This is a genomic window from Ornithinimicrobium kibberense (assembly GCF_006519705.1).
Taxonomy (GTDB): domain Bacteria; phylum Actinomycetota; class Actinomycetes; order Actinomycetales; family Dermatophilaceae; genus Ornithinicoccus; species Ornithinicoccus kibberensis.
Genome location: NZ_VFXM01000007.1, coordinates 180,525 through 195,735 on the forward strand (window position 1 = coordinate 180,525; position 15,211 = coordinate 195,735).

12 protein-coding genes are annotated in these 15,211 nt (G+C 75.7%); 9 read left to right on the forward strand and 3 right to left on the reverse strand.

Going from position 1 to position 15,211, the window contains the following annotated elements; genetic code table 11:
- Nucleotides 1-12: 12 nt before the first annotated feature.
- Nucleotides 13-1,572: a molybdopterin-dependent oxidoreductase gene (locus FJR00_RS07870; RefSeq protein ID WP_141338213.1), complete on the forward strand. Its 1,560-nt coding sequence runs from the start codon at nt 13-15 to the stop codon at nt 1,570-1,572.
- Between the two features lie 64 nt (nt 1,573-1,636).
- On the forward strand, nt 1,637-3,841 hold the full coding sequence (locus tag FJR00_RS07875; protein ID WP_238330385.1) for an ATP-dependent DNA helicase: 2,205 nt from the start codon (nt 1,637-1,639) through the stop codon (nt 3,839-3,841).
- Nucleotides 3,842-3,881: 40 nt separating this feature from the next.
- Here the strand turns inward: FJR00_RS07875 and FJR00_RS07880 are convergent, their stop codons facing one another.
- On the reverse strand, nt 3,882-4,256 hold the full coding sequence (locus tag FJR00_RS07880) for a hypothetical protein (RefSeq protein ID WP_075958819.1): 375 nt from the start codon (nt 4,254-4,256) through the stop codon (nt 3,882-3,884).
- Nucleotides 4,257-4,393: 137 nt separating this feature from the next.
- Between FJR00_RS07880 and holA the strand changes: the two genes are divergently transcribed.
- Entirely contained in the window at nt 4,394-5,374 is a 981-nt protein-coding gene (gene holA / locus FJR00_RS07885; protein ID WP_141338214.1) for a DNA polymerase III subunit delta, read from the forward strand.
- Entirely contained in the window at nt 5,371-5,769 is a 399-nt protein-coding gene (locus FJR00_RS07890) for a DUF952 domain-containing protein (protein ID WP_141338215.1), read from the forward strand. Before holA ends, FJR00_RS07890 begins: the two co-directional genes overlap by 4 nt.
- Nucleotides 5,770-5,823: 54 nt before the next feature.
- On the opposite strand, the gene FJR00_RS07895 is transcribed toward FJR00_RS07890, so the two are convergent.
- Nucleotides 5,824-6,366 carry a glycine cleavage system transcriptional repressor gene (locus FJR00_RS07895; RefSeq protein ID WP_141338216.1) on the reverse strand — a complete coding sequence of 181 codons (543 nt, stop codon included), beginning with the start codon at nt 6,364-6,366 and terminating at the stop codon, nt 5,824-5,826.
- Between the two features lie 215 nt (nt 6,367-6,581).
- Between FJR00_RS07895 and rpsT the strand changes: the two genes are divergently transcribed.
- The 5 genes from rpsT to FJR00_RS07920 all read left to right on the forward strand — a co-directional run bounded on the left by rpsT (nt 6,582) and on the right by FJR00_RS07920 (nt 14,220).
- Nucleotides 6,582-6,848 (forward strand): 30S ribosomal protein S20, encoded by a 267-nt coding sequence (rpsT, locus tag FJR00_RS07900; RefSeq protein ID WP_141338217.1) that lies wholly within the window; start codon nt 6,582-6,584, stop codon nt 6,846-6,848.
- A 262-nt stretch (nt 6,849-7,110) separates the two neighbouring features.
- Entirely contained in the window at nt 7,111-10,026 is a 2,916-nt protein-coding gene (gene leuS / locus FJR00_RS07905) for a leucine--tRNA ligase (RefSeq protein ID WP_141338218.1), read from the forward strand.
- Between the two features lie 5 nt (nt 10,027-10,031).
- Nucleotides 10,032-10,901: a DegV family protein gene (locus FJR00_RS07910; RefSeq protein ID WP_141338219.1), complete on the forward strand. Its 870-nt coding sequence runs from the start codon at nt 10,032-10,034 to the stop codon at nt 10,899-10,901.
- A gap of 100 nt (nt 10,902-11,001) precedes the next feature.
- The gene (locus tag FJR00_RS07915; protein WP_238330387.1) at nt 11,002-11,865 is read left to right on the forward strand and encodes a helix-hairpin-helix domain-containing protein; all 864 of its coding nucleotides are present in this window, start codon (nt 11,002-11,004) and stop codon (nt 11,863-11,865) included.
- A 3-nt stretch (nt 11,866-11,868) separates the two neighbouring features.
- Nucleotides 11,869-14,220: a DNA internalization-related competence protein ComEC/Rec2 gene (locus tag FJR00_RS07920; RefSeq protein WP_141338220.1), complete on the forward strand. Its 2,352-nt coding sequence runs from the start codon at nt 11,869-11,871 to the stop codon at nt 14,218-14,220.
- A gap of 4 nt (nt 14,221-14,224) precedes the next feature.
- On the opposite strand, the gene FJR00_RS07925 is transcribed toward FJR00_RS07920, so the two are convergent.
- Nucleotides 14,225-15,154 (reverse strand): LysR family transcriptional regulator, encoded by a 930-nt coding sequence (locus FJR00_RS07925; protein ID WP_141338221.1) that lies wholly within the window; start codon nt 15,152-15,154, stop codon nt 14,225-14,227.
- Nucleotides 15,155-15,211: the final 57 nt, after the last annotated feature.

Consider the following 15,211-nt stretch of genomic DNA (forward strand, 5'->3'; position numbering starts at 1 on the left):
CAGGCTGGGGGCATGAGCGTCCAGGAGCAGGGCCGGGCCGCCCTCGTCGGTGTCGCCGCGGGGGCAGCCACGCTCGGGGTGGCCGAGCTGGGGGCCGGGGTCGCCGTGCGGCTGCTGGGGGCGACGGGGACCCCCTCCCCGCTGCTCGCGGTGGCGGGCGCGTTCGTCGACCGCACCCCCGCCTGGCTCAAGGACTGGGCGGTCGCGACGTTCGGCACCGCCGACAAGATCGCCCTGGGGGTCGGGATGGGGCTCGTCCTGGTCGTCGTGACCGCCCTCGTGGGAGTCCTGGGCCGGACGTCGCGCGCCCTGGCCGTCGGCCTCTTCCTCCTCGTCGGGGCGCTGGGCCTGGGCGCCGTGCTGTCCCGGCCGGGCGCCATGCCGGCCGATCTGTGGCCGACGCTCGCCGGGCTGGCGGTCGGGACCGCGGTGCTCGTCGCGGGGCTGGGAGGGCTGGGGACCATCCTGGAGGAGCCGGGGCAGACGGGACCGGTGGCGGGACGCCGCCAGGTCGTCCTCGCCGCCGGCGGGGTGGGCGTGCTGGGCGTCCTGGGGATCGTGGCGGGCCAGGCGCTGACCCGCACGGGACGTGCGGCGGGGGCGGCCGTGCGCGCGCTGGGCCTGCCGGTCCCCGTCCGTCGGGTGCAGATCCCGGCTGCCGCGCTCGCGTCCGTGGAGGGCCAGAGCCCGTTCGTCACCCCGACGGAGGAGTTCTACCGCATCGACACCGCCCTGTGGGTGCCCCGGGTCGACCCGGCGACCTGGACGCTGCGGGTCACCGGCCTCGTGGAGCAGGAGGTCGAGATCGACTGGGCCGAGCTGCTCGAGCAGGACCACGTCGAGGCGATCGTCACCCTCACCTGCGTCTCCAACACCGTCGGCGGTCCGCTCGTGGGCAACACCGTCTGGACCGGATGGCCGGTGCGCGAGCTGCTCGCCCGGGCCGGGGTGCTGCCCGAGGCCGACATGGTCCTGTCCCGCAGCGCCGACGGCTGGACGGCCGGGACCCCGATCGAGGCCCTCACCGACGACCGGGACGCCCTCATCGCCGTGGCGATGGACGGCGAGCCGCTGCCGCCCGAGCACGGCTACCCGGTCCGGCTGGTCGTGCCGGGCCTCTACGGCTACGTCTCGGCGACCAAGTGGGTCACCGAGCTCAAGGTCACCCGGTTCGACGCGGACGAGGGCTACTGGACGCCCCGCGGCTGGGCCGAACGGGGGCCGGTCAAGACCGCCTCGCGGATCGACGTCCCCCGCAGCGAGGCCAGGGTGCGCGCCGGCGAGGTCGTGGTGGCCGGCGTCGCCTGGGCGCAGCAGCGGGGCGTCGACGCCGTCGAGGTGCGCGTCGACGACGGGCCCTGGCAGCAGGCCGAGCTGGCCGCCGAGCCCAGCATCGACGCGTGGCGGCTGTGGAGCTGGACCTGGCCCGACGCGGCCACCGGCCGCCACCAGCTGACGGTCCGGGCCACGGACGGCACCGGTGAGACCCAGACCGACACCCCGGCCGCGCCCGCCCCCGACGGCGCCAGCGGCTGGCACGCGGTCGAGGTGACGGTCGTCGAGGACGACTAGGTCGGGGACGACCCCTGTGGACGGGAGGGGGTGGGCGGTCGGTGCGACCGCATACCCTTGACCGGTGCCCGACCGCCCCGACCTCGCCGAGCTCCTGCACGCCGCCGTGACGGCGGTGGGCGGCACCGAGCGGCCCGGACAGGTGGAGATGGCCCGGGCCGTGGCCCGCGCGGTCGAGCGGGAGGAGCACCTGCTCGTGCAGGCCGGCACCGGGACCGGCAAGTCGTTGGCCTACCTCGTGCCCGCGGTGGCGCACGCGATGGCCACCGGGAAGCCGGTCGTCGTGGCCACCGCGACGCTGGCGCTGCAGGCCCAGATCGTCGACCGGGACCTGCCCAGGATCGCCGAGGCCCTGCGTCCGCTGCTCGGGCGCCGACCCACCTACGCGCTCGTCAAGGGCCGATCCAACTACCTGTGCCGGCACAAGGTCGTCGGCGGCTTCCCGGACGACGACGAGGACGCACTCCTCGCGGTGGGCGCCTTCGACGCCGACCGGTCCCGGCTGGGCGGGGAGGTCGTCCGGCTGCGCGAGTGGGCCGAGGTCACCGAGTCGGGCGACCGGGACGAGCTCGTCCCCGGCGTCAGCCAGCGGGCCTGGCGGCAGGTGTCGGTCACCGCCAAGGAGTGCCTGGGCAGCCGCTGCCCCGTCGTCGCCGAGTGCTTCGTCGAGCAGTCGCGGGAGGTCGCCCGGGACGTCGACGTCATCGTCACCAACCACGCGTTCATGGCGATCGACGCGTTCGAGGGCCGGCACATGCTGCCCGACCACGACCTGCTCGTCGTCGACGAGGCGCACGAGCTGACCGACCGGATCACCTCGACCGTGACCGACGAGCTGACCACCTCCGCGGTCTCGGTCGCCGCCCGTCGCGCCGGCAAGGGGGACGCGGCGGGGCGGCTGGCGGAGACCACGGACCTGGTCGCCGACACCCTGGACGACCTGCCGGAGGGCCGGATCGACCACCTGCCCGAGCGGCTCGTCGAGACCCTGCAGCTGGTCCGGGACGCCGCCCGGGCCGCCCTGTCGGAGATCAAGCCGGAGAAGGGGGCCGAGGTCGACGGGTCCACCCAGCTGGCGCTGGCGGCCGTCGAGGAGGTGCACGACGTCGCCGAGCGGGTCCTCGAGGAGCGCGAGCTCGACGTGGCCTGGCTCAGCAAGGACCCGCGGCGCGGAGCGGTCCTGCGGGTGGCGCCGATGAGCGTGGCGATGGCGGTGCGCGAGAAGATCTTCGGCGAGCGCACGGTGGTGCTCACGTCGGCCACGATCGAGCTCGGCGGGAGCTTCGACGCCGTCGCCGGCACGCTGGGCCTCAAGGGGGCCGGGTCGCCGCCGTGGACCGGCCTGGACGTCGGCTCGCCGTTCGACTACCCGCAGCAGGCCATCGCCTACGTCGCGGCCCACCTGCCGGCGCCGGGCCGGGACGGTGCCGCCCCCGTCGTCTTCGACGAGATCGAGGCGCTGGTCCGGGCGGCCGGAGGGCGCACGCTGGGGCTGTTCAGCTCCCGCCGCGCCGCCGAGGCCGCCGCCGAGCAGCTGCGGGACCGCTTGTCCGACACCGACATCCGGGTGCTGTGCCAGGGGGACGACCAGACCCCCACCCTGGTCCGGGAGTTCGCCTCCGACGCCAGCACCTGCCTGTTCGGCACGATGTCGCTGTGGCAGGGGGTCGACGTCCCCGGCCCGGCCTGCCAGCTGGTGATCATCGACCGGATCCCCTTCCCCCGGCCGGACGACCCGCTCTCCTCGGCCCGGTCGGAGGCGATCTCCCGCGCCGGCGGCAACGGGTTCATGAGCGTCTCGGCCACGCACGCCGCCCTGCGCCTGGCCCAGGGCGCCGGTCGCCTCGTGCGGCGGGCCGACGACCGCGGCGTGGTCGCCTTCCTGGACCCGCGGATGACGAACGCCCGCTACGCGCCCTTCCTGCAGCGGTCCCTGCCGCCGTTCTGGCCCACGACCGACCGCGACCTCGTCCTCGGGGCCCTGCGACGGCTCGACGGGACGGCCGGGGAGGTCGTCCCGGTGGCCGCACCGGCCGCGCGGGGGCTCGGCGGGGCCACGACCGGACCGGTCGCGGTGGACGTCCCCGTCGCCCGGTCCCCCCGGACGGCGGTCACGGGCGGCCACGCGTGGTCCGCCGAGCAGGACGAGGAGCTGCGCGACGGGCTGGAGGCCGGGATCCCCGTCGAGGAACTCGCCGACCACCTCGAGCTGGCACCCGACCTGGTGACCGCCCGGATCAACCAGCTGGGCCTCGGCCGCGCCGGCTGAGCCCGTCCGGGCGGGCGGGCCCAGCCGGTGCGGGACCGGCTCAGCCCATCATCACCTCGGCGCCGAAGTAGGCGGCGAGGTTGAGGCCCACGAAACCGACCGCGACGAGGGTGAGGATGCCGGCCGGCACCCAGCCGCGACGGTCACCCTGCCGGTCCGCGCGACGGGCGAACCAGGCGGACACCACCGCCGGAAGGAAGAAGACCAGCAGCGCGGGCACGCTGGAGGCCAGGATCGCCCACAGCGGAGGCTCCACGGTGCCCCCGACGGGATGGCCGAGCAGGGAGGCCAGGCCCTCCCCGACCATGAACGCCAGCACGAAGGCGACCGGCAGCAGCAGCATGCTCAGCCAGGCATTGCGCACGTCGTGGTGACCAGTGTCCTCACGGACGGGACGGGTGGTGATGGTCGACATACCGCACCTCCTTGTGCGACGAGGACCCAGGACCCCAGGTCCCTACCTTCATCATGCTCCCGGCCGGAGTGCCGCACAACGTCACCCCTGTGTGCCGTGGGACACGTCGGTCGGTGGGGCGTGGCAGGCTGGGGACCATGAGCATCCCCACGCTGGCCCTCGTGCAGGGACCGGAGGAGATCCTGGCCGAGCGGGGCGTGGAGTCGGTCGTCGACGCGGTCCGCGCGGCCGAGCCCGAGGCCGAGGTCGTGCGTCTCTACGCCGCCTCCTACCAGCCCGGCGAGCTGGGCGTGCACGCCAGCCCCAGCCTCTTCGGCGGGTGGACCGTGATCGTCGTCCACGACATGGACGAGGCCGACGACGCGCTCGTCGAGGACCTGCTGGCCTACCTGGCCCGGCCCGGGGAGTCCGTCACGCTCGTGGTGCGGCACAAGAGCGGCAACCGCGGCAAGAAGGTCCTCGACACCCTGCGGGCCGGCGGGGCCCGCACGATCGAGGCGAAGGCGGTGAGGTCGGAGGCGGACAAGCACGCCTTCGTCAAGCACGAGTTCCGCGAGGCCCGGCGCAGGATCGCCGAGGACGCCGTGGGCGCCCTGGTCCAGGCCGTGGGCAAGGACCTGCGCGAGCTGGCCGGGGCCTGCGCCCAGCTCGCCCGCGACGTCCAGGGGACCGTCGAGGTCGACGACGTGCACACCTACTACGGCGAACGGGTCGAGACGACCGGGTTCAAGGTGGCCGAGGCGGCGCTGGCCGGCGACGAGGCCGGCGCCATGTCGCTGCTGCGGCACGCGATGAACGGCGGGCTGGACCCCGTCCCGCTCGTGGCCGTCCTGGCGATGCAGCTGCGACAGGTCGGCCGGGTGGCCGCGGCGGGGCGGGGCAGCTCCACCCAGGTGGCGCGCGACCTCGGCATCGCGCCCTGGCAGGTCGACCAGGCCCGCCGGGTCGCCCGGGGCTGGGACGGCCCCCGGCTGGGGCGGGCGGTCGAGGCGGTCGCCCGCGCCGACGTCGACGTCAAGGGCGGCCTGCGCACGGAGGCCGCGGTCAGGGCCCCGGAGTATGCCGTGGAGCGCGCGGTCCTGCAGGTCTGCCGTGCGCGGCACGGGGAGGACGGATGAGCGCCGACGGTCCCCGTCCGGTGTGGCACCTGGCCGACCGGGCGCACTGGGAGGAGGCGCTGACCTCCGGGTCCTACGAACGGTCCACCCGGGGAGCGACCCTCGCCGAGGTGGGTTTCGTCCACGCCGCCTACCCCGAGCAGCTGCCCGGCGTCGTGGCCGCCCACTACGTGCGGGAGACGGGGGAGCTCGTCGTGCTGGAGATCGACGTCGCCCGGCTCGGGGAGGCGACCCCGGTGCGGGTCGAGCCCGGCGACCCGGACGACCCCGAGGGGGAGCACTACCCCCACCTCTACGGTCCCGTCCCGGTGGAGGCGGTCGTGCGCACCCGCCCGGCCAGGGTCGAGCGGGGCTGGCTGGACCTGGGCGGCTGGGAGCCTGGTCCGGGCGCGTAGCGTTCCCGGCCGGACCCTGCCGGCGGCGGCCGGCTGCGGCCAGGGAGCCGCGGCTCAGCCGTCGGCCAGGTCCTCGGTGCCGCGGAAGGTGACCTCGACCTGGATCTCGCCGGCCAGCCGCTCCAGGTCGGCCTGGAGGGCGTCGGCGTCGGTGCCTTCCGGCACCGTGGCCACGACCGTCGCCTCGAACAGCTGCCCGCCGGCCATGGGGGCCTCGACCGTGCGGGTCTCCATCTCGGCCACGTTGAGCCCGTGGTCGGCGAGCACGGTGGAGATCGAGCGGACGATGCCGGGCTGGTCGTTGCCCATGATCTCCACGAGCACCGGTCGGCCCGGCCCGCCGCCCTCGTCCACCGGCGTGCCCCCGGGGCGCACCGAGACCTCGAGCAGACCGGCCAGCGGCTCCAGCGCCGCCCGCAGGTCTTCGGCCCGCTCCTGCGGCACGGAGACGACGACGACCCCGGCGAAGGTGCCGGCCAGCTCGCCGAGGCGGCTCTCCTCCCAGTTGCCGCCGTGCTGGTCGACGACGTCGGCCAGGGCCTGCACGAGGCCGGAACGGTCGTCGCCGACCACGGTGAGGACGAGCTGGGTACGCATCCTGCGATGGTAGCCAGTCGCGGAGGTTCCGCGCCGGACTTGGGGCGCGGGCCCCGCCGCTGCTAGATTGGGTGGTCGCGTGCGCGCTCGGTCGTGCGCGCACCGCCAGCAGCACCACGCGCGGCTCCCCGCCAGGGCCCCCCACGCCTCACGTTCCGGGCCGCGCGATGTCGCCCTCACGACATACCCCGACGACTGAAGCAGGAAGACACTTCGTGGCAAACATCAAGTCCCAGATCAAGCGCGTCAAGACCAACGCCAAGCGCACCGAGCGCAACCGGGCGTACAAGTCCGAGCTGCGCACCTGGATCCGCCGGTTCCGCGACGCCGCCGACAGCGGTGACACCACCGCGGCCGCGGACGCGCTGAAGAAGGCCTCCACCAAGCTCGACAAGGCCGTCTCCAAGGGCGTCATCCACGCCAACCAGGCGGCCAACAAGAAGTCGGCGATGGCCCGCCGCTTCAACAGCATCGGCGCCTGAGCTCCGCAGCTCGCGCCGACGGGCGCCCCTCCCCGCCGGGAGGGGCGCCCGTCGTCCGTCGGGGGCCGTCCCCCGAGGGCGGGGGCCCGCCCGGCCCCTGCGCTACCATGAGGCCACCATGACGACCCGTTGCGTGCTCCTCCTTACGCAGCCGCGCTGACGACGCACCACCCAGCGCGGCTGACCCCTCCTGAGCGAGGGGCTTTTTTGTGCAACCAGGACCACCGAGAGCACCGACGCGACCAGAGGACGAGACAGCACGATGAGCGAGCGCATCCCGCAGCACCGGTACACCGCCGAGCTGGCCGGCCGGATCGAGGCGGCCTGGCAGGACCGCTGGGAGGCCGAGGGCACCTTCCACTCCGCCAACCCGGCCGGCCCCTGGGCAGAGCCGGACGACCCCCGCCTGGGGACCGGGCACCGCTACATCATGGACATGTTCCCCTACCCCTCCGGCACGGGCCTGCACGTGGGCCACCCCCTGGGCTTCATCGCCACCGACGTGCACGCGCGCTACCTGCGCACGACGGGCATGAACGTGCTGCACACCATGGGCTTCGACGCCTTCGGCCTGCCCGCCGAGCAGTACGCGGTGCAGACCGGGCAGCACCCGCGCACCACCACCGAGCGCAACATGGAGGTCTACCGCAGGCAGCTGCGGCGCCTGGGGATGGGGCACGAGCAGCGCCGCAGCTTCGCCACGATCGACCCCGACTACTACCGCTGGACGCAGTGGATCTTCACCCAGATCTACCACGCCTGGTACGACGAGGACGCCCCGGCGCGCACCGGCGGCGGCACGGGACGGGCCCGCCCGATCGAGGACCTGGTCGAGCAGTTCGCCGCCGGCGAGCGGGCCACCCCCGACGGCCGTCCGTGGGGGCAGCTGAGCCGGGTCGAGCAGGCCGAGGTGCTGGACGGGTACCGGCTGGCCTACCTCTCCGACGCCCCCGTCAACTGGTGCCCGGGCCTGGGCACCGTGCTGTCCAACGAGGAGGTCACCGCCGAGGGCAAGTCCGAGCGCGGCGACTTCCCCGTCTTCCGGCGCAGCCTGAGCCAGTGGATGATGCGGATCACCGCCTACGCCGACCGGCTCGTCGACGACCTGGACCGGCTGGACTGGCCGGAGAAGGTCAAGCTCATGCAGCGCAACTGGATCGGCCGGTCCACCGGGGCGCAGGTCCGGTTCCCGGTGACCACGACCGACGGCGGGCAGGACGCCGTCGAGGTGTTCACCACCCGCCCGGACACCCTGTTCGGCGCCACCTTCATGGTGCTGGCCCCCGAGCACCCGCTGGTCGAGCGGCTGGTCCCCGACGCCTGGCCCGAGGGCACCCGGGAGGCGTGGACCGCGGGGGAGGACTCCCCGCGGGGCGCGGTGACGGCATACCAGCGTCAGGCCGCCACCCGCTCCGACATGGAGCGGCAGGCCGACACCAGGGCCAAGACGGGAGTCTTCACCGGCGCGTTCGCGACCAACCCGGTGACCGGCACCCTCATCCCCGTCTTCGTGGCCGACTACGTGCTCATGGGCTACGGCACCGGGGCGATCATGGCCGTGCCCGGGCAGGACCAGCGCGACTGGGACTTCGCCACCGCCTACGACGTGCCGATCGTGCGGACCGTGCAGCCGACGCCCGACCACCCCGACGACCAGGCGTTCGTCGGGGAGGGCCCGGCGATCAACTCCGCCAACGACGAGGTCAGCCTGGACGGGCTGGACGTGGCGCAGGCCAAGGACCGGATCATCACCTGGCTGGTCGGCAAGGGGCTGGGCGAGGCGACCACGACCTACCGGCTGCGCGACTGGCTGTTCAGCCGGCAGCGCTACTGGGGCGAGCCGTTCCCGGTCGTGTGGGACGAGGAGGGGGTCGCGCACACCGTGCCCGACCACCTGCTGCCCGTCGAGCTGCCCGAGGTGCCCGACTACTCCCCGCGCACCTTCGACCCGCAGGACGCCCAGTCCTCCCCGGAGGCCCCGCTGGCCCGCGCCACCGACTGGGTGGAGGTCGAGCTGGACCTGGGCGACGGGCGGGGCGTGCGGCGCTACCGCCGCGAGACCAACACGATGCCCAACTGGGCCGGGTCGTGCTGGTACTACCTGCGCTACCTGGACCCGGCCAACGACCAGGCCCCGGTCGACCCGGCGGTCGAGCGCTACTGGATCGGGCCGCGCCCGGCGCCGGTGGCCGGTGCCCCGGCCGGGGCGAGCGACCCGGGCGGGGTCGACCTGTACGTCGGCGGCGTCGAGCACGCGGTGCTGCACCTGCTCTACTCGCGCTTCTGGCACAAGGTCCTCTTCGACCTGGGGCACGTCTCCAGCGAGGAGCCGTTCCGCCGGCTCATCAACCAGGGCATGGTCGAGGCCTGGGTCTACCGCGACGAGCGCGGCTTCCCGGTCCCCGCGGCCGAGGTCGAGGAGCACCCCGACCCCGAGGGCGGCGCCCCCACGTTCACCTGGAACGGCGAGCCGGTCACCCAGGAGTACGGCAAGATGGGCAAGTCGCTGAAGAACGTCGTCACCCCCGACGAGATGTGCGAGCAGTACGGCGCCGACACCTTCCGGGTCTACGAGATGAGCATGGGCCCGCTGGAGCAGTACCGGCCCTGGGAGACCCGGGCGGTCGTCGGGTCGATGCGCTTCCTGCAGCGCCTGTGGCGCAACGTGGTCGACGAGGAGACCGGTGAGCTCGTCGTCGTCGACACCGAGCCCGACGTGCAGACCGACAAGGCGCTGCACCGCACGATCGACGGGGTGCGGGCCGACTACGAGGCGCTGCGCACCAACACCGCGATCGCCAAGATGATCGAGCTGAACAACCACCTCACCAAGCTGGCCGAGGTGCCACGCGCGGCCGTCGAGCCCCTGGTGCAGATGGTCGCCCCCGTCGCCCCGCACGTCGCCGAGGAGCTGTGGTCCCGGCTCGGCCACGACACCTCGCTGGCCTACGCCCCCTTCCCCGAGGCCGACCCGGCCAAGCTGGTGGAGGACACCGTCACCTGCGTCGTGCAGGTCAAGGGCAAGGTCCGCGACCGGCTGGAGGTGGCCGCCGACGTCGACCCGGCCGCGCTGGAGGAGCTGGCCCTGGCCAGCCCCAAGGTGCAGAACGCCATGGGTGGGGCCCCGGTCCGCAAGGTGATCGTCCGCCCGCCCCACCTGGTCAACGTGGTCGTCTGAGCCCGATGCGCGTCGCCGTCGTCACCGACACCACCGCCTGCCTCGGCGCCGACCGCGCCGAGGCGGCGGGGGTGACCGTGGTCCCCCTCCACGTGCACGTCGGCGGCGGGCGGTCGGTGCCGGCCCGGGAGATCACCCCCGAGGAGGTCGTCGAGATCCTCGCCGCGGGCAAGGAGCGCGCGGCCACGTCCCGCCCGTCGCCGGGCGAGCTGGTCGAGACCTACCGCCGGGTCGTGGCGGAGACCGGCTGCGAGGCCATCGTCTCCGTGCACCTCTCGGCCGGGGTCAGCGGCACCGTCGAGGCCGCCGAGCTGGCCCGGGACGAGCTCGCCGGGCAGGTGCCGGTGGAGGTCGTGGACTCCCGGGTGATCGGGCTGGCGATGGGGTATGCCGTGCTCGCCGGGGCCCGCGCCGCCGCCGGCGGGGCGGACCCCGGGGAGGTCGCGGAGGTCGTCCGGGCGCGGGCGGCGGCCTCCCGCACCTGGTTCTACGTCGACACCCTCGAGCACCTGCGCCGCGGGGGCCGGATCGGGCGGGCCGCCGCGCTCGTGGGCGCCGCGCTGGCGATCAAGCCGTTGCTGACCCTGCGCGACGGCGAGGTGCACCCGGCGGCCAAGGTGCGCACGCGGGCCAAGGCGCTGGCCCGGCTGGTCGACCTGGCCGTCGAGGCCGTGGAGACCGCGCGCTCGGAGGGCCGGCCGGTCGAGCTGGCCGTCCACCAGCTCGCCGCGGAGGAGGGTGCCGCCGCCCTGGCCGAGGAGCTGCGCGGGCGGACCGGCCTGACCCCGGAGATCGCCGTGCTCGACCCCGTGGTGGGCGTGCACACCGGGCCGGGCACCCTGGGCGTCGTGGTGGCGCCGGGCGACCTGCCGTAGGCCCGCCGGGTCCACACCGGCCCGGGGCCGGGCGGCGCCCTCCACAGCCCCGGCCGGGGGGCTCGTCCGCAGCCGCGGACCGTCCCTAGCGTGACCGGCCATGGGCACCACGAGCAGCGGGCGGGCGGACCCGCTCGCGGACCTCCTCGACGACCGGCACCCGGCGTCGCCGGACGGCGTCGAGGACGGGCGCCACCGCCCGGCGCGGATGCCCCTGCTCAGCGTGCCGGAGGCGCTGCGGTCGCTGGAGCTGGGCGTCGGCACGGCGGCCGTGCGCGGCGTGCTGGTGCTGGCCCTCGTGGCGGCGCTCGTGCTCGCCGGCCGGTGGGCGTGGGTCACCCAGCGGGCCGACCCCGTGCCGCAGGGCGCAATCGAGAGCCCGGTGACGACCCTGCCCGCGCAGGACCACGACGACGAGGGGCAGGGCCGGCCCCCGGACGGCTCCGCCGCCACCCGGGGCGGGGGCGGGCAGCGGCTGCCGCACGTCGTCGTGCACGTCACCGGCGCCGTCCACGACCCGGCGGTGGTCACCCTGCCGGCAGGGACGCGGGTGGTCGACGCCGTCGCCGCCGCCGGCGGCCTGACGGAGGAGGCTGACGACTCCTCGCTCAACCTCGCCCGGCAGCTCACCGACGGGGAGCAGCTGTGGGTCGGGCGCCCCGGCGAGGAGCCGCCCGCGGGCCTGGTCCCGCCCGTCGTCGCCGGCGGCGACGGAGCTCCGGGCACCGGCGGGGGCGCGGGCCCGGAGGAGGGCGGTGGCCCGGGCGTCCCCGTGGACCTCAACCGGGCGACCCGTGCCGACCTGGAGGCGCTGCCCGGGGTGGGACCGGTGACGGCCGGGAAGATCCTGGCGTGGCGCGACGAGCACGGCGGGTTCTCCGTGGTCGAGGAGCTGCTGGAGGTCAGCGGCATCGGCGAGCGGACGCTCGAGCAGCTCCAGCCGTACGTGACGGTCGGGGGCTGATCTGTGCCCCCGGGGCGCACGCTGGACGGGCGCCTCCTGGTGCCGGCCCTGACGGCCTGGGCGGTGCTCGTCGCCCTCCTGCCCAGCCCGGTCCGGCTCCTGCTGGCGGTCGCCGCCGCAGGCGCGGTCGGCGCGGTCGCGGTCCTGGCCGTCCCGCCCGGGCGGCCGGACCGCCCGCGGCGGTGGACGGCCCCGCTGGCCATGAGCCTGGCGGCCACCTGCCTGGTCGCCCTCGCCGCCGGCACCCACCTGGTGCGGGACCGGGCGGGCCCGGTGGGGGACTGGGCCGACGAGCGGGCGGTCGTGTCGCTGACGGCCACGGTGACCACCGAGCCGCGGGTCGTGGACCGGGCGGACGAGCGCGACCCCCTCGTCGTCCTCCACCTGCGGGTCCACGAGATCACCGGGCGGGGCACCACCGCGGCGGTGGGCGCGCCCGTGCTCGTCCTGGCCCCGGCCGGGCAGGGGTGGGAGGAGCTGACCTGGCGCAGCAGCGTGGTCGCCACCGGCCGGCTCGGCCCCGCCGAGCCGGGCGAACGCCCCGTCGCCGTCCTGTCGCCGCGCGGCGGCCCGGCCCTGCAGGAGGGGCCGGGCCGGGTGCTCGACGCCGTCGACCACGTCCGGGACCGGTTCCGGCGGGCGGTCGACCCGCTGCCGGCGGACGCGCGCGGCCTCGTGCCCGGTCTGGTCGTCGGGGACACCTCGCTCACCCCGCCGGAGCTCACCGACGACATGCGCGCCACCGGCATGACGCACCTGAGCGCGGTGTCCGGCTCGAACGTGGCCCTCGTCTGCGGGGCGGTGGCGGTGCTCGTCGCCCGGGCCGGGGTGGCCCGGCGGTGGCGCACCCCCCTGGTGCTGCTGGCGCTGGTCGGCTTCGTCCTCCTGTGCCGGCCCGAGCCCTCCGTCCTGCGGGCCGGGGTCATGGGCAGCGTGGGCCTGCTGGCCCTCTCGTCCGGGCGGCGGCGGGTCAGCCTGCCCGCCCTGGGGGCCGCCGTCGTCGTGCTGCTCTGCGTGGACCCCTGGCTGGCCCGGTCCCACGGGTTCGCGCTCTCCACCCTGGCGACCCTCGGCCTGGTCCTCTGGTCGCGGCCGTGGGGCGACGCCATCGCCGGCCGGCTGCCCGCCCGGCTGCGGCTCCTCGGGGACGCCGTCGCGGTGCCGCTGGCCGCCCAGGTCGCCTGCGCGCCGGTCATCGTCCTGCTCCAGGGCAGCATCACCACCGTCGCGGTCCTGGCGAACCTGCTCGCCGCCCCGCTGGTCGCGCCGACGACGGTGCTCGGCGTGCTGGCAGCGGTGCTCTCCCCGCTGTCGGTCGCCCTGGCGTCGGTGGTGGCCTGGGCGGCCGCCCTCCCGGCCTGGACCATCGCCCGGGTCGCCCGGCTGGGGGCGGACGTGCCCTACGGCACGGTCGACTGGGTGGACGGCCCGCCGGGAGCCTGGTTGCTCACCGGGCTGACGGCCGCCCTGCTCGTCACCGGCCCCTGGTGGCGCGACCTGCTCCGGCGCCGGCCGTGGTGGGGCGCTGCCCTGCTCGTCGCCGCGGCCGCGACGCTCTGGCCGGTGCCGGCGTGGCGGACCTGGCCGCCGCCAGGCTGGCAGGTCCTGGCCTGCGACGTCGGCCAGGGCGACGCCACCCTGCTGCGCTCGGGGCCCGCTGCGGCGGTGCTCGTCGACACCGGTCCCGAGCCGGACCTCGTGGCCCGGTGCCTGCGGGAGGCAGGGGTCGAGCGGGTGGACCTGCTCGTGCTGAGCCACTTCCACGCCGACCACGTCGGCGGCCTGGCCGGCGTCCTCGGGGCCGTACCCGTCGCGGCGGCCTACCTCAGCCCCGTCCGGGAGCCCCCCGACGTGGCCGCCGCCACCCTGGCCGAGCTGGCGGCCGCCGGGGTGCCCCACCGGGACGGGACCGCCGGGGAGCGGAGGCGGGCGGGCACCGTGCTGCTGGAGGTGGTCGGCCCCGGGCCGCGCCCGGTCGTGGGGGGTTCGGCCGCCAACAACGGCAGCCTCGTGGTCGACGCCGCCGTCGGGGACCTGCGTGTGCTGCTCACCGGGGACCTGGAGCCCGAGGGGGCGTGGCCGTTGCGCCGCCCCCTCCAGGGCCGGGACTTCGACGTGCTCAAGGTGGCGCACCACGGCTCGGCCGCCCAGGACGAGCGCCTCGTACGGGAGACCCGGGCGGAGGTCGCGCTCATCGGGGTCGGCGCCGACAACTCCTTCGGCCACCCCGCGCCGAGCGCGCTGAGCCTCCTGCGGGACGCGGGCATGGTCGTGCTGCGCACCGACGTCGACGGGGACGTGGCCGTCGGCCGGGGGGACGACGGCCGGCTCCTGCTCCACCGCAGGGACGGCTGACCGGTTAGGGGACGGGCTGCTCCACGGCGAGCGCCCGTGCGCTCGAGCACAGGGCGTCCAGCAGCGCGGCCACCGACGGCACCCGCTTGAGGTCGGGGGTGGTGACGATCTGCACGACCCGGCGCGAGGGGGGCGACACCGGCCGGACCACCACGCCGGGGTGGGACACCGAGTGCAGGATGAGCTGCGGGGCCAGGGCCACGCCCAGGCCGGCGGCCACCAGGCCCAGCACGGCGACGTAGTCCTCGGTCTCGAAGGTCACGTCCGGCTCGAAGCCCGCGACCCGGGACAGCGCGAGCAGGTGGCCGCGGCACCGGGGGCAGCCGGCGATCCACGTTTCGGCGGCCAGGTCGGCCAGCTCGACCTCGGGCCGGTCCGCCAACGGGTGGTCCTTGGGCAGGACGAGCATGACCGGGTCGGTGAGGATGTCGATCACCTCCAGCCCGGCCAGGTCGTCCTCGCCCCGCCCGGGGTCGGTCCCCTCGTAGGAGAAGGCGACCGCCAGGTCGACGTCGCCGGAGCGGATCGCGGCCAGCGACTCGGGCGGCTCGGCCTCGGTGAACTTCACCGTGATCTGCGGGTGCTCGCGGCGCAGCAGCGCCAGCGCCCGCGGGACGAGGGTGGCCGAGGAGGAGGGGAAGGCCATGAGCCGCACGACGCCGCTCTGCAGGCCCGCGATCGCGGCCACGTCGGCCTCGGCCCGCTCCAGGGCCTCGAGGATCTGGGTGGCGTGCCGGGCCAGCACCTGCCCGGCCTCGGTCAGCCGCACGGCCCGTCCGCTGCGCTCGACCAGGACGGTGCCGGTCCGCTCCTCGAGCCGGCGGACCATCTGGGAGACCGCGGGCTGGGAGTAGCCCAGGGCGTGCGCGGCCGCGGTGAAGGTCCCCTCCTGGGAGATCGCCCTCATGACCCGCAGCCCTGCAGCATCCAGCATGGGTCGATCCTACAGAGCGTCGCGCAGGGGACCTTGGTCCTGGGCAGGTGTGGACCT

Coding starts and splice junctions, on each gene's coding strand:
- FJR00_RS07870 (WP_141338213.1), top strand. CDS start 13: ATGAGCGTCCAGGAGCAGGGCCGGGCCGCCCTCGTCGGTGTCGCCGCG.
- holA (WP_141338214.1), top strand. CDS start 4,394: ATGAGCATCCCCACGCTGGCCCTCGTGCAGGGACCGGAGGAGATCCTG.
- FJR00_RS07895 (WP_141338216.1), bottom strand. CDS start 6,366: ATGCGTACCCAGCTCGTCCTCACCGTGGTCGGCGACGACCGTTCCGGC.
- FJR00_RS07910 (WP_141338219.1), top strand. CDS start 10,032: ATGCGCGTCGCCGTCGTCACCGACACCACCGCCTGCCTCGGCGCCGAC.
- FJR00_RS07890 (WP_141338215.1), top strand. CDS start 5,371: ATGAGCGCCGACGGTCCCCGTCCGGTGTGGCACCTGGCCGACCGGGCG.
- FJR00_RS07925 (WP_141338221.1), bottom strand. CDS start 15,154: ATGCTGGATGCTGCAGGGCTGCGGGTCATGAGGGCGATCTCCCAGGAG.
- leuS (WP_141338218.1), top strand. CDS start 7,111: ATGAGCGAGCGCATCCCGCAGCACCGGTACACCGCCGAGCTGGCCGGC.
- FJR00_RS07915 (WP_238330387.1), top strand. CDS start 11,002: ATGGGCACCACGAGCAGCGGGCGGGCGGACCCGCTCGCGGACCTCCTC.
- FJR00_RS07880 (WP_075958819.1), bottom strand. CDS start 4,256: ATGTCGACCATCACCACCCGTCCCGTCCGTGAGGACACTGGTCACCAC.